Origin of the sequence: Oceanobacillus iheyensis HTE831 (genome assembly GCF_000011245.1) — a bacterium.
Classification (GTDB): Bacteria; Bacillota; Bacilli; order Bacillales; family Amphibacillaceae; genus Oceanobacillus; species Oceanobacillus iheyensis.
In genome coordinates this window covers 2,639,019-2,654,141 of record NC_004193.1, presented here as the reverse complement: position 1 = coordinate 2,654,141, position 15,123 = coordinate 2,639,019, and the positions used below count along the sequence as shown (strand labels likewise).

12 protein-coding genes and 1 pseudogene are annotated in these 15,123 nt (G+C 35.0%); 10 read left to right on the top strand and 3 right to left on the bottom strand.

All coding sequences use genetic code 11. The annotated features are described in order from the left end of the window. Positions 1-173 precede the first annotated feature (173 nt). Positions 174-458 carry a hypothetical protein gene (locus OB_RS13285; RefSeq protein ID WP_041544295.1) on the top strand — a complete coding sequence of 95 codons (285 nt, stop codon included), beginning with the start codon at positions 174-176 and terminating at the stop codon, positions 456-458. A 381-nt stretch (positions 459-839) separates the two neighbouring features. Here OB_RS13285 and OB_RS13280 read toward each other — a convergent pair whose 3' ends face one another. Next, positions 840-1,700 (bottom strand): CvfB family protein, encoded by an 861-nt coding sequence (locus OB_RS13280; RefSeq protein WP_011066986.1) that lies wholly within the window; start codon positions 1,698-1,700, stop codon positions 840-842. Positions 1,701-2,103: 403 nt separating this feature from the next. Between OB_RS13280 and OB_RS13275 the strand changes: the two genes are divergently transcribed. Beyond that, positions 2,104-3,000, top strand: coding sequence for an AEC family transporter (locus tag OB_RS13275; protein ID WP_011066985.1), 897 nt, complete (start codon positions 2,104-2,106; stop codon positions 2,998-3,000). Positions 3,001-3,196: 196 nt separating this feature from the next. Here the strand turns inward: OB_RS13275 and ytaF are convergent, their stop codons facing one another. Next, complete coding sequence (gene ytaF, locus OB_RS13270) at positions 3,197-3,823, bottom strand: sporulation membrane protein YtaF (protein ID WP_011066984.1); 627 nt, start codon at positions 3,821-3,823, stop codon at positions 3,197-3,199. Positions 3,824-3,988: 165 nt separating this feature from the next. Between ytaF and OB_RS13265 the strand changes: the two genes are divergently transcribed. The 4 genes and pseudogenes from OB_RS13265 to OB_RS17965 all read left to right on the top strand — a co-directional run bounded on the left by OB_RS13265 (position 3,989) and on the right by OB_RS17965 (position 8,199). Beyond that, entirely contained in the window at positions 3,989-6,151 is a 2,163-nt protein-coding gene (locus tag OB_RS13265) for a DNA topoisomerase III (protein WP_011066983.1), read from the top strand. 230 nt (positions 6,152-6,381) lie between these two features. Continuing rightward, positions 6,382-6,798: a DUF5082 family protein gene (locus OB_RS13260; RefSeq protein ID WP_011066982.1), complete on the top strand. Its 417-nt coding sequence runs from the start codon at positions 6,382-6,384 to the stop codon at positions 6,796-6,798. After that, positions 6,799-7,071, top strand: coding sequence for a YwqI/YxiC family protein (locus OB_RS13255; RefSeq protein WP_011066981.1), 273 nt, complete (start codon positions 6,799-6,801; stop codon positions 7,069-7,071). A gap of 65 nt (positions 7,072-7,136) precedes the next feature. Continuing rightward, positions 7,137-8,199, top strand: a pseudogene (locus tag OB_RS17965) (glycosyltransferase). Positions 8,200-9,315: 1,116 nt separating this feature from the next. Here OB_RS17965 and OB_RS13245 read toward each other — a convergent pair. Continuing rightward, the gene (locus OB_RS13245; protein WP_231846950.1) at positions 9,316-9,525 is read right to left on the bottom strand and encodes a DUF2188 domain-containing protein; all 210 of its coding nucleotides are present in this window, start codon (positions 9,523-9,525) and stop codon (positions 9,316-9,318) included. A 188-nt stretch (positions 9,526-9,713) separates the two neighbouring features. On the opposite strand from OB_RS13245, the gene OB_RS13240 reads away from it, so the two are divergent. From OB_RS13240 to OB_RS13225, 4 genes are read left to right on the top strand one after another with little or no spacing between them, the layout of a single operon-like run. After that, a complete protein-coding gene (locus OB_RS13240) occupies positions 9,714-10,919 on the top strand; it encodes a M20 metallopeptidase family protein (protein ID WP_011066977.1) in 1,206 nt (401 codons plus the stop codon). Beyond that, positions 10,912-12,222 (top strand): amidohydrolase, encoded by a 1,311-nt coding sequence (locus OB_RS13235; RefSeq protein ID WP_011066976.1) that lies wholly within the window; start codon positions 10,912-10,914, stop codon positions 12,220-12,222. The genes OB_RS13240 and OB_RS13235 overlap by 8 nt, the downstream gene beginning before the upstream one ends. A 1-nt stretch (position 12,223) precedes the next feature. After that, positions 12,224-13,534, top strand: a complete 1,311-nt coding sequence (locus tag OB_RS13230) for a hypothetical protein (RefSeq protein ID WP_011066975.1) — start codon at positions 12,224-12,226, stop codon at positions 13,532-13,534. 44 nt (positions 13,535-13,578) lie between these two features. Continuing rightward, the gene (locus tag OB_RS13225) at positions 13,579-15,069 is read left to right on the top strand and encodes an AbgT family transporter (protein ID WP_011066974.1); all 1,491 of its coding nucleotides are present in this window, start codon (positions 13,579-13,581) and stop codon (positions 15,067-15,069) included. Positions 15,070-15,123 lie beyond the last annotated feature (54 nt).

The following is a 15,123-nucleotide window of genomic DNA, read 5'->3' as shown; positions in this document are numbered from 1 at the left end:
ACTCTTTTCGACATTTGTTAATGAGATTCCTTGTTATGGATATAATAAATTTTATTAGATAAATTGTTTGTCTACAATAATTGTGGACTTTAATTTAGACGTCAATTGACTTTCTAAACATTCAATTGTAGACTTAACTTAGAGAATTTTATTTTTGTGATGAGGTGAAAGATATGGTCGAATCAGTAATAACGATTGGGGCTATTTTGACAGCGGTAACAGCAATTGCGAGTATTTTCTTAGTTAGAATGTCTTCTAAAAAATCGCATGCTGGATACTATCCAAATTTTTTATTAGCAATAGTAGGTTTATTATTAGTTCTCGTTTCTTCAGTTGCACCAAAAGTTGATATTATGGGGGCAGGTTTTGGCGGACTTGGTATCGCTTGTTTATTTGCTTCCGCACTAGGCTTTATAATTTCATCCGTAATGGATTCCTATAAGAACGCAGAAGCCTAAAGAAAAAAGCAGACGCTGTTAATGACAGACTCTGCTTTTTTCCTTTTTATAGAGTGCCGAGAAGATGAGCAATAGTAGGCTACCACCAAAAAGTGGTAACTCATAGATGAGTGCCCGGAATTCGTGTGAGAAGTAGAAAAAGGTAACTCATAGACGAGATGAGTGCCCAAAATTCGTGTGAGAAGCAAAAAAGGTAACTCATCAGCGTCATGAGTGCCCAAAATTCGTGTAAGAAGCAAAAAGGGTAACTCATAGATGAGATGAGTGCCCAAAATTCATGTGAAAAGCAGAAAAAGGTAACTCATAAACATTATGGTTAAGCTAATAGAAATAGAGGGGAAATAGAAAAGAGATGCTCATCAATTAGAGCGCCTCTTTAAATTAATCTAACAGTGTGGTCTGTCCGTTTTCTTGTTTTACTTTTCTTTGTTTTAGTAATCTTCCTAATGCACGTTTAAAGGCAGCTTTACTAATTTGGAAAGTAGCTCTTATTTCTTCTGGATCACTTTTATCGTGAAAAGGAATGGAACCATGATTATCCTTTAAATGTTGCAGAATTAAGTTTGCGTCCTCATCCAGACTATCTTGTTTCAATGGTCGCAAGGAAATATTGATGGAACCATCTTCTTTTACTGCAATTACTCTTCCTTCAACTATTTGTCCGACTCGTGGCTCTTCCTTTCTTTCTGTATAATGGATAAAACCGCGATATCCTTCGGTCGTTAGTAATGCAGCTCCTTCTTTTTCTGTGTGATAAACCGTTCCACGAACTTGATCATGCATAATGTGTTCAGGAGCAGCAAAAACTTCATTTGCAATAATATCTTCTGTAGCTGGCACTGCTAATAAGCGACCTTTTTTATCTACTTTAAGAGTGATAAATAAGCGATCGCCTGATTTTGGCCACGTCTCTCTATATAATGGTAAGTCGTCTTTAGAGACGAGTATATCTTTTACGATACCAATAGATACAAAAACACCTAACCTCGGAATGACACCTACGACTTCTGCCCAATCATATATACCAACTGTAATAAATGGTAAGCGAGCAGAGGCAATTACTTTTCCTTGCTTATCGGTATAGAGAAAAACATCAACTTCTTGATCAATCTCTAATTGTTCTTCTGTTTCCTTATTGTGTAGTAATGCTTCTTCTCCAAATGCAGTAAGTACATATCCCGTATCTATTTTTCGTAGTACTTTCATTGTAATAATGGAGCCTAGTGGCAATTCAGTTTGCATGCACAACAATCCTTTCTTTGTTTGGTTTTATGTATGGATTGGAAAAAGGGTACCCTTCTTAAAAGAGTACCCTTTTATAGTTAAAGTAACACTTTATAATTTTTTCATTCTAAGATTAATCTTCATTTTTTATATTATTTACCGCGGTTATTTTCCTACTTGATGTTTCTACTTAAGCAATGTAAGCCCTACCTGCTCTTACATCCTTGCGACCCCTTAGTCGCGCCAGTGTGAATAAGCATCTTCCCTAAAACATAGCAGAATGCCAGATCATCACTAAATGTTACCTCTTAACTAATACATTATGAAGCAACCTAGATTATTTGTCAAGGGTATCTTATCTGACTCTTGACGTTATATGGTAAACTAATAGGAGAGTACTATGATAGATGGAGATGTTTAAATGAGTTTGTTTATTGAGGTTATTATGCCAATTATGGCAGTTTTTGCATCGGGATTTATATTACAGCGTATTCGCTTATTAGATGTGAAATCTGTATCTGCTGTTTGCTTATACATATTAACGCCAGCTTTAGTTTTTGTAACGTTATATGATGCAACTTTCGATAGTGGCTTTGTAATTATAGTAATTTATATGTTCGCACTATTTTTCATTATGGTTTTTATAAATAAAGTATTAGCAAAACTATTCGGATGGAATTCGAATAAAGAAAGTGCCGCCATTTTAGCAACAGGATTTATGAATTCTGGAAATTACGGATTGCCAGTAGTTTTGTTTAGTATAGGGCCAGCAGCCGTTCCATATGCGATATTTATTATGGTTGTTCAAGCCTTGCAGAATAATTTTTTTGGTGTATATTATGCGTCTCGCAGTACAAGTGGTATGAAAAAGGCAATGAAAAATGTCCTGAAAATGCCTACTACATATGCAGCAGTTTTCGCATTCATCTGTTCTTGGCTGTCGATAACTATACCTGATTTTATTCATTCTACCTTAACGATGGTTGGTGATGCGGCAATTCCGGTTATGATGATCATGTTAGGAATGCAATTAGGGTCATTAATTGGGTTGAAGTTAGATTGGCAAGTTGTTGTATCATCGGTATCATTAAAAATGATTATTGCACCTTTGATTGCTTGGTTATTCGTTAGTATTATTGATGTAGACCCATTAATTGCAACTGTGCTTATAATTATTTCAGCAATGCCGACTGCGGCAACGACAACAATGTATGCTATTGAATTTGATACTGAGCCAGAGTTAGTATCCAGTATTACCTTTATTTCAACAATCGTAAGTGTTATCACATTAACCATACTTCTAAATATTATTACTTAAATGTTTTTTTATTTGAATGATTGGGTATTGTAAGAAACAAAGGCAAAAGGAAAGGATGGATTGCCATGTTACGTACAATATTAATGATCATTGGTGCTATTGTAGTAATCAGCTTTATTATATCGTTGATTTAAAATACACAGAGAAATATCCCAGTTAGAGACAATCATTCGTCTTTGCTGGGATATTATATTTATTATCCAAATAAATTTAGAACGCCAATACTTATTAAAATTGCTGGCGGTAAAAATGACAGTCTGCGAAGTTTCTGGTTTTTAGAGAGAAAACTGCCTAATTGAATACCGCATTTCAAGAATAATCCACTCATCACAGCAGTTAAAATTGCTGTGGTGAAAGGTGGATAGCCAAGCATTGCAGCCCCAATTCCAGCGCCAAAAGCATCTAATGCAAGTGCTAGCCCTAACAAGAATGCTTCGCCAACCGTAATCACTCCTGATTTATCTAAATCTGCATTATCTGGTGTTGACATCACTGTTTTAAGATTTTCTAACTTTGATGGATCATGTAATTCCTCTGAGTGCTTAGAATCATTTTTGGAACGAAATATATTGATAAGAGAGAAAATCCCAAGGAAAATTAATATACTACCACCTAACATACTCGTAATCTTCGTAGATAAAATATTGCTTAATAACTCTCCAATTGTCATCGAGGTGTAGACAATGCATCCTGAACAAATCATAATTATTAAAATTGCAATAAACGGAACTTTTATTTTACGCATTCCGTATGTGATTCCAACGCCTAATCCGTCCAAGCTAACTGCCATAACAAGTAAGAGCATTCCAGCATATATCAGCATGATGAACATCCTCTTTCGTAATAAAACTCGGTGTTTTGTAGTTTATAATATGGTTATGGAGACGATGGTGTGATTGCATCATGCCGTACAGTTTGAGGAAAATATGTTACAGTAAACAATGAAATAATATAGATAATAATTATCTTCGAAATGAGGAGTACATAAATGAGTAAAACAGTAGTCTTAGCAGAAAAGCCATCCGTAGGTCGAGATATTGCAAAAGTGCTCGGATGCCATAAAAAAGGAAATGGATTTTTAGAAGGATCAAAGTATATTGTAACCTGGGCTTTAGGGCATTTAGTTACATTGGCAGATCCAGATATGTATGATAGTAAATATAAAACATGGCGAATGGAAGATTTACCAATGCTTCCAGACCATTTGAAGCTTGTGGTTATGAAAAAGACTGGGAAGCAATTTCAGTCGGTAAAAACTCAACTAAACCGTCAAGATGTTGTAGAAATTGTTATTGCTACAGATGCTGGTAGAGAAGGGGAATTAGTAGCTCGGTGGATTATTGAAAAAGCAAGAGTGAAAAAGCCAATTAAGCGTCTTTGGATTAGTTCGGTGACAGAGAAAGCAATAAAAGATGGATTTAAACAATTAAAGCCTGGAAAGAATTATTGGAATTTATATCAATCCGCTGTAGCACGCTCGGAAGCCGATTGGTATGTCGGACTTAATGCTACACGAGCATTAACAACGAAACATAATGCTCAACTTTCTAGTGGTCGTGTGCAAACACCTACACTGGAAATGGTATCGTTAAGAGAACAAGAAATCAAAAATTTCCAACCGAAAAAATTCTATCAATTAGAAGCAAAAACAACCAAAGGTCATCGTTTTCTATGGAAGAATGATGAAAACCAAAACCGCATCTTTTCTAAAAATGAGGCAATTAAGTTAGAAGAAAAATTAAGTAATAAACAAGCTACGGTAGTCCATGTAGATAAAAAACTAAAAAAGAAACATGCTCAAGGATTATATGATTTAACGGATTTACAACGGGATGCGAACCGTATATTCCAATTTTCGGGTAAGCAGACATTGTCCGTAATGCAGAAGCTATATGAACAGCATAAACTAGTAACGTATCCTCGCACAGATTCAAGGCATTTATCTACTGATATTGTATCTACTTTAAAGGATCGTGTGAAAGCATGTGGTGTAGATGAATATGCAAAAATAGCAAATACCATTTTAAATAAAGAATTACGATTGAATAAATCAGTTGTAGACAATGCAAAAGTAACAGATCATCATGCGATTATTCCAACGGAAGTTCCAGTTGTTTGGACTGCATTAGATGATAAAGAAAAAAAGATCTATCATTTAATTGTACAAAGATTTCTGGCAGCTTTGTCAGATCCTATGGAATATGAGCAGACAACAATTACGATTGATATTGCAGGCGAACAATTTATAGCGAACGGCAAAGTAACGAAAAGACTCGGATGGAAAGAAATTTATAAACATAACGATGAAGAAGATGAAATACAACCATTAAACGTTACTAAAGGAAGTAAACTAACATTAAAAGTTGAATTAAAAGAGGGAGAAACAAAGCCACCGGAACGTTTTACAGAAGGTACCATTTTGCAAGCGATGGAAAATCCAACTCGCTATATGGGTACGAATAAAAAAGAATTGGTAGATACGATTAAAGAAACGGGTGGTATAGGTACCGTAGCAACTCGTGCAGATATTATTGAGAAACTATTTATGAATAGCTATATAGAATTAAAAGGAAGAAATATTTATTTAACACAAACGGGTCGCCAACTTCTAGATCTCGCACCAGAAGAATTGCGTTCTCCTTTGTTAACTGCAGAATGGGAACAAAAATTATCTCTGATTGCGGAAGGTAAATTGAAGAAAGATCAATTTATAAAAGAAATTAAATCATATACAAAAGAAGCAGTTACAGAAATTAAGCAAAGTAGTGAAACGTTCAAACATGATAATATGACTGGAACAAAATGTCCAAAGTGCGGAAAACTTATGTTAGAAATTAAAAATAAACACGGAAAGAAATTGGTATGCCAGGACCGCTCATGTGGAGGTAAGAAAAATATTGCCAAGTTTACGAATGCACGCTGTCCAAACTGTCATAAACGATTAGAACTTCGTGGAGAAGGTGAAGGACAAATATTCACTTGTAAGTGTGGACATCGTGAAAAATTATCTACATTCCAAGCTAGAAAAGAGAAAGAGAAAAAACAACGTGTGTCAAAGAAAGATGTGAAGAAATATTTGAATAAACAAGATGAAGGATTTAAAAATAATGCCTTAGCTGACGCTTTAGCTAAACTAAAAAATGATGAATAAAGTATGAAAAACTGTCTCGTATAGAGGCAGTTTTTTTTATGGGAAAATAACGGATTTATCCTATTTTTAGAAATATTTTAAAGATGATACTAATTACTTAGTTCTTTTTGACTGATTTTCTTTGAATTTAAGATAAAAACAGTGCTATTCTACTCTACGAAAGGATTGGATTTGTCGATATAATATGAAGATATAATGGGATTTTTCTGATTTTGAAGTGGGGTGTTTGAATGGCTTTACATTCAATTGATTTACAAATGAGTAATGTTCATGAGCAAATTTATAACTTAAATTATCAAATGAATCAGAGAAGAGAAGACTTAGAGCGGTTAGAACAAGTAATTAGCGATGTAGAAATATATCAGCAAGAATATGATCAAAGTAAAAAACATTGGGAACAACCATCATTGACTCGGACTACATGGACAGGAGACTTTGCGGAACAATTTGAATCTATGCGACAAGAAAACATCCGGGAAAGCTATCATCATGTTTCAAGGATTCAATTAGAACAGATTTTACATACACTTTTGAAAACTAAGGATACATTATGTTCAGAAATTGCTGTATTAGAATCTGATATTAAACATCAAGAATTTCGATTGAATGATCTAGAAGTGATGAAGCGAGAGGAGCAGTATACATAGATGAATGAGATTAAATTAGATGTTGCGCAAGTTGAGCAAAAACTTTTATTCTTAAATGAAACAATTGCAAATTTACATATTGACATTCAAGAACCGCCTGTTGGACAAAGTCTTATGAACTTTTCAGAAAAAATCAATGAAATTAACCAAAATATGAAGCAAATATTTCAAACGTATCAGCAACTAGCTGAACAACATGTGAAATCAACTAAATTGGTAGTAGAATCCCTAGAAGAAGCAGAAAAAAATTCGGCAAAAAACTTTAATATATAAAGGTTATATCAGTAGGGATACCTTCATCATACAATATTTTAAATAAATATTGGTGGAGGTAAGTTATGATTAGTATTAGTCTATGTATGATCGTGAAAAACGTTTTTGTGATGAAATAATAATTGTAGATACTGGATCAATAGATAGTACGATTGATATAGCGAAACAATATACAGAAAAAATTTTTGAGTTTGAATGGGTCGATTCTTTTGCAAAAGCTAGAAACTTTTCATTTTCAAAGGCAACTAAGGACTATATTCTAGTTTTAGATGCAGATGATATTATAGATGATAAAAATATAGAAGCAATAATAAGATTAAAGAATAAACTTGAATCAACTTATGATGTCGTAACGATGAAATATATTACTGCTACAGATGAATATGGTAACCCTACATTCTCCTTTAAACGCCATCGCTTAGTGAAACGTTCAAGGAATTTTTTATGGTATGGTAATGTTCATGAATATTTGGCTGTAAATGGTAAAGTATTAGATACCGAGATTTCAATCATTCATCAACCAAATTTTTCAGATAAAAAAGATAGCGATAGAAATATTAAAATTTATGAGAAAATGAAAAAAGTGAAATTGAGTTTACGGCGAGGGATTTATTTTATTTTGCAAACGAATTGAAAGATCATAAACGTTTTCAAGAAGCGATTGATAAGTATTTAGAATTTCTAATGACAAGAGAAGGTTGGATAGAAGATAATATTCGTGCATGCATTTATATGGCAAATTGTTATCGAATACTTGAAAATCCCGAGAGAGAAATTGATTGTCTCCTACAATCTTTGGCATTTGATATACCGAGGCCAGAGGTTTCTTGTCGTTTAGGAGATTTGTATAAAGAGAGATTGCAATATCAAAAAGCGATTGTTTGGTATAAGCTAGCCCTGGAGAAGGAAGCTGAGAATAATATGGGTTTTCAATTGAAGGACTACTCTACTTGGTATCCTCATTTACAATTATGTGTTTGTTATTGGTATACTGGGGATAAGGACCTTTCGAAATATCATAACGGAAAAGCAAAAGAATACCGACCTAATGATAAAAGAATTTTATCAAATGAACAGCTTTTAAACACTTGTGTAACAGACAGTGAGAGAACCCGCCCTACTGAATGAAGTCTCACTTAAAGAAAAATAAGTAGTTAAACAGAAAAATGACCACTTTCAAGAATGAGTGGTCATTTTTTCTATGTGTGCCCTGCAGGGGAGGAAACTTGGTGGTGAAAGTCCACTACAGGCTTGGCAGTAGGAACTGTTAGCGAAAGGCAAGGTGGCTATCGTGAGGTAGTGGCTGAAGGAAGCCGGACGCAAACTCCTGAACTGACGAACAGAAATTAGATAGAAGGCTGGATTAGGTCGGATAAGTCTGCATATCAAGACAAAGTCCAATACTGCCCGAAACCTATACAGTAAATCTAACAGTTATACGGGAGGAAAGTTTTCACTCTTACCGGGGGAGGTCTTGTGAAGGTGCAGTGGGAGTTGAATGATAACGAACCAGCACAACCAAGATGGTGACATCTTAGTGAATCACAAGAAGTCAGCAGAGGTCATAGTAATGCTAACGGCCAAAACATGTACATTCATATATACAATTACAATGAGAGTCGGGTTTATGATTATGATGATTTGAAGAATGATGGTGAGAATTTCGCCTTTTTGAATAATAAATTTTGTCTTGATTTCTTCTATTATCGTTGTGGTTATTCAATTTAATCCTCCTTAAAAATTTCTCTATATTTATGTATAGAGAAAAATGTAATAGAAGGTAAGGGGGAATTACTCAACTATAATAGAAATAGGTAAAAATCTAAATAGCTTCAAACCAAAGAAAAGGGCTAATCAGTTAAGATTAGCCCATTATCTTATGTTAATTTATAAAATTAAGCAGCGGTGTATAAACTTACGAAGTTATCTAGCCATGTCTAGCTCCAGCGCCCAGAAACTAGGTGACTTCACGAAATCACCCTATAATAAAGAAGACTGCCGAATGTTCTTTGTGAGGCATAGTCGCACTTATGCCATGGTGAAAAGAAGACTGCCGAATGTTCTTTGTGAGGCATAGTCGCACTTAAGCCATGGTGAAAGTCATCATCGGGTTCGTCGCCTCACCGTGATTCCTATATCTCAAAGGAAAGAGGAAGTTCGACATCCGTCGAACCACCCCCTAAAGAATAGGGGCGCGCTCCCTTCGTTTTCTATACGGGCGCTTGCGCTTTTGTTCGTTTATATTTAGACACCTTTGTAATGATACTCATCTTCTACATTATTATCACCATCTAATATCTGCACTGTACTAGGTGTGTTTTCCTTTGCCATTTGCGTTGCAGCACTAACCGCTTCGTCTTTCGAATCATATAATTCCTCGGGTGCTACATTTTCTAATTTTATAAACCATCCAGTTGCATCTACGTTTGGTGTTACAGTATATAATCTCATCAAATAATTCTCCTTTAATCTATGAAGTTAGTTAAAATATACCCATATATAACTATCATTAAACGAAAAAGGTAACCATTGATAATTAGAACTAATTTTCAAATAAATATATACAAATTTAAGATTTTCCTATATAATTCTCAAAAAGGAACATTAAAGGAAATTTTCCGTTAATAATGGAGGGATGCAGAATGATAGATATAAATCAACAACTATCGGATTTAACGGATGAAATTATCAGCAATCGAAGGTTTTTACATGAAAATCCCGAGCTGAGTCATAATGAGAAGGAAACTTCAGCCTTTGTACAGCGTAAATTACACGAGTATGGTATTAACTTTGAGGCAGACTTTTCTGGATATGCCGTTTTAGGAATTATAAAAGGTAACAAACCTGGAAAAACAGTTGCATTAAGAGCTGATATGGATGCACTTCCTATTCAAGAGGAAACCGATGTATCTTTTAAATCAAAAAAAGCAGATATCATGCATGCATGTGGACATGATGCACATACAGCTATGTTGCTAGGAGCGGGGTATATTTTAAAACAAATGCAAAAAGATTTAGAAGGAACAATCCTTCTTGTATTCCAACCTGCAGAAGAAGATGCTCCAATAGGTGGTTCACAAGCAATGATTGATAGCGGAGTATTTTCTACATATGAGCCAGATGTAATATTCGCTCAACATGTATGGCCATTTTTAAAGCCTGGATTAGTTGGGGTGCATGATAAAGAAGTGATGGGTGCATCAGATCGTTTTAAGATAACACTTGAAGGTAAGGGTGGACATGCAAGTATGCCACATCAAACCAGTGATGCTGTAATTGCAGCTGGCCATTTAATTACTTCTCTACAGACGATCGTTAGTAGAAATTTAGATCCTATGGAAGCCTCCGTAGTTACGATTAGTATGTTAGAAGCGGGAAGTGTTCCGAATATCATTCCAAAAACAGTTACGTTACAAGGTTCTATTCGCACATTTCAACCACATATTCAAAAACGATTAAAAGAACGCTTTTTTGCAATTACCAATCAAATAGCTGAAGCATTTGGGACGAAAGCTGAAATTGATTATCAGGAAGGATATCCTGCAACTATTAATACTCCAAAATGGGCGGAAATTGCTCGCCGTTCTGCTCAAACAGTGTATGGCGAATCTGCAACACCAGATTTGAATCCGGCTCTAGCTGGAGAAGATTTTGGGAGGTTTTTACAAAAGTATCCAGGAGCTTTTATTTGGTTAGGTACTCAAATAGAGAATGAAAATGAACAAGCACCACTCCATGACAGTAAATTCCAAATTGATGAGCGAGCATTACCAAAAGGGACCAAATTGTTAGTTCAATTAGCACTCGATGCTTTAAAGGAGTTGAAGCAGGAGGAAGATTATGTCTGAATTTATTCACAATCTAACTCAACAATTAGCTCAATGGCGTAGAATGTTTCATTCTTATCCAGAACTTGGATTTACAGAATATTTAACTACTTACCGCATAGGAAAAATGTTAGAGGAATGGAATTATTCGTTGTTTGTTGGTAAAGAAGCTCTTGATTCTGATGCTCGAGTAGGTATACCAAATACTACCTTACTAACTCATTTTGAACAAAAGGCAAAAGAGCATGGTGTAGAAGATTCTTGGCTTTGTAAAATGACTGGTGGAAATACGGGACTAGTAGCTACCTTTGATACTGGTAGACCAGGCAAACATATTGCTCTTCGATTTGATATAGATGCTTTACCAATAAATGAATCCACACATCAATCTCATATACCAGCAAGCGAAGCGTTTAATTCCATAAATTCAAGAGTGATGCACGCATGTGGTCATGATGGCCATATAACGATTGGGTTAGGTGTTGCCAAGTATATCTATGAACATCAGAGTCAGTTAGTTGGGAAATTTACCTTCTTATTCCAACCGGCCGAAGAGGGCGGTCGAGGAGCATTAGCGATGACGAAAAAAGGCTGGTTAGCGGGTGTTGATCGTTTTTATGCTGGTCATATTGGAATAAAAGAAATGCCGGTTGGAACTGTTGCTGCAACTGTTAAAGGATTTCTTGCTTCTACTAAACTGAATGTTCGTTATCATGGAAATGCATCACATGCTGGAATAAATCCGGAAGCAGGAAAAAATGCACTACTTTCTGCGTCATCAGCGGCAATACATCTATATGGTATACCTAGACATAGTGCAGGAACAACTCGAGTAAATGTTGGTAAATTAGAAGCGGGAATTGGTAGAAATATAATTCCTGATGAAGCTTTTATGGAGATCGAGGTGCGCGGAGAGACAAAAGAATTAAATAATTATATGGCAGATCATGCCAAAAGAATCATAAATGCTGCTGCTGAAATGCATGATACGAAATGTGAAATAACTACTGTTGGATCAACAGAGAAAATGAGTTGTAGTTCATCCATAATAAATGATATTAAAAATGCTTGTGAAAAAAGTAAGTATGTCAAAAATGTCATATCAGAAACATCGGTTTCTGGATCTGAAGATGCTAGTTTTATGATGAATGAAGTACAAAAACATGGTGGACAAGCAACATATATGCTGTTTGGTACCAAATTAGATTATCCGCATCATCATCCGTCTTTTGATTTTCAGGAAGAGGTATTACCAGTTGCTGTTGATACGTTTACTAGAATAATAGAACAAGAAAATACGTATGTGCTGAATAGAGGTAGATAATGTGAAAATAAAAATTGGAGTTATTGGACCTTCCGATTCCGTGAATCAAATAATGGCTGTGGCAAAAGAATTTCCAAATACTGAAATTACCCCTTTTACGTATAATCATTTAGAAGATATACAAACCATTATTCAAGAAAATGATGTACGGGTGGATCAATGGTTTTTTTCAGGTATTTTAAATTACAGTTATGCCATTGAAAAGAATTTTGTTTCGTATCATAATGCTTTATATCCAAATATGAGTGGATCAACTTTCTTTGGTACATTATTAGAGGCGCAATTAGAAAACAATCAAGTGTATAAACGTATTAGTATGGATACGATCACCAATGAAGAAGTAGAGAAAATAGTTTCTTATTATCGACTGGAAGAAATAAATTATTTTAATCGTCCATTTCAATCCTATGCAGGTCAAAATGATGAGGTAGAGTTTCATGAAGAATTATTTAAACAAGGCAAAACCGATATTGCGATAACTTTTATATGGGAAACATACAATGAGCTAAAAAGAAAAGGTATTCCAGTATTCCGTGTAACCCCCTCTTATTTATCAATCGAGCAAACTTTTCGGATATTAATTGAACGGGCAAAAACCTCTCGTTATAAAAATGCACAACTAGCAGTAATTGGCTGTCAAGTAAATATGAGTACATCAGTCGAAGACATTCATTATTCATTTCGAATGAAACATAAAGAAATAGAACTTCGAAGAACGCTCTTATTTATTACCGAAAAAGTTCATGGTTCATTATTGCAAATTGGAGATGGATTATTCTTAATATTCACTACCAGAGGTGAAATTGGACCACAATCGGAGGCGGAATTATTAAGTGTAATTCATGATGTAAAAGAACAAGAAGATATGGAACTATTGATTACAATTGGTTATGGAGAAACGGTTTCCCAGGCGGAGCAGCATGTTCGTAAAGGATTTCATCATCAAAAAGATCAACACATTGCCTCTATTGTCATCATTGATGAAGACGAAACTATCACAGTGAAACATGGAGACGATACATCTGTTTCCTATAAAACTATCGAATTAGGGGAGAGCTGGCGCACTAAAATCCAACATACAGGTGTAAGTCCAGGTGTAGTCCATAGAATATTCTCCTATAGCAAGCGATATAATCATGAGCAATTTACAGCTCAAGATTTATCACGATGGCTAAAAGGAACAGATCGAAATGCGAGAAGGATTATTACATTGTTAGAAAAAGCGAATATCATCGAACAATGTGGTGAAATCCAATCTGGAATACGTGGCAGACCACGTAGAGTTTTTAGTTTTAAAGAAAATGAAATATAGAAATAAAGGGGGAAATTAGATTGGCTAAGAAAAAGAACACAGGAATGACAAGATTTTTAAATGGAGTTGAACGAATAGGTAATAAACTTCCTGATCCATTTATTTTATTTATTGCATTGGCAGCTCTTGTTGTTGTAGCTTCATGGGTAATTTCATTATTTGATGTAACTTTTGTAGTGCCTGGTGATGAGTCAGAGGAATTAGCAATTAAGAGCCTTCTTTCTACTGAAGGAATTCAATATATTTTATCAGATACATTAAATAATTTTGTTGGATTTGCACCTCTAGGTATTGTATTAACAATGATGCTAGGTATTGGATTAGCAGATAAAGTAGGACTTATTGAAACAGGAATAAAAAGCACCATATTAAAAGCACCGAAATCACTTGTTACGTATGCGATTGTACTTACGGGTATTTTAGGTAATATAGCCTCCGATGCGGCTTTTGTTATTATCCCGCCTCTAGCAGCAATGGTGTTTTATAATCTCGGTCGCCATCCACTTGCAGGACTAGCAGCTGGATTCGCTGGTGTTGGAGCGGGATTCACTTCCAATTTAATTGTAACAGGAACCGATGCGTTGCTAGCTGGGATTTCGACAGAAGCAATTCGAACGGTAAATGAGAATATATCTGTAACTCCAGTTGATAACTGGTACTTCATGATGGCATGTACATTTATTTTAACGTTTGTTGGTGGTTTCATAACAGAAAAAATTGTCGAGCCACGATTAGGAAAATATGAAGGAAGTGCTGGAGAAGAAGTAAAAGAAGCTACTTCTTTAGAAATAAGAGGTTTGAGAAATTCGATTATCGCTTGTGTGATCTTTGTTGCATTACTGGTTATTGCAATTTTGATTCCAAATTCTCCTTTAACTGGTGAAGATGGAAGTATTGTTCCTTCGCCATTCTTAACTGGAATCGTACCAATTCTATTATTACTATTTGTTGTTGCAGGTGTTACGTATGGGGTTACGGTTGGAAAAATAAAATCATCCAGAGACGTAGGTTCTTTTATGGGAGAATCAATGAAAGATATGTCTGGTTTTATCGTATTAGTATTTGCAGCTTCTCAATTTATTGCTTACTTTAGTTGGACGAATATGGGTGCCTGGATAGCAATTAGTGGTGCTGAATTCTTACAATCTATTGGAATGACAGGAATTATAGTAATACTAGCATTTGTTTTATTTACTGCGATTCTTAACTTGTTTGTATTTAGTGGTTCGGCACAATGGGCTTTAGAAGCACCAATTTTTGTACCGATGTTCTATTATTTAGGATACAGTCCAGCATTCGTGCAAGCAGCTTATCGTATTGCTGATTCTTCTACAAACGTAATCACTCCAATGAATCCATATATGATTATCGTATTAGGTTTTGTTCGACAGTATGATAAAAAAGCTGGACTAGGAACAATCATTGCATTGATGCTTCCATATACTATTTTCTTCTTAATTACATTTACTATCATGTTACTAATTTTTTACTTTGCTGGTATTCCATTTGGACCAGGTGTAGATGTAAATGTTTAACGATAAGTAATGAAATGGTTTACTTCTTTTTTGAAAACCCTTATCATTTAAAGT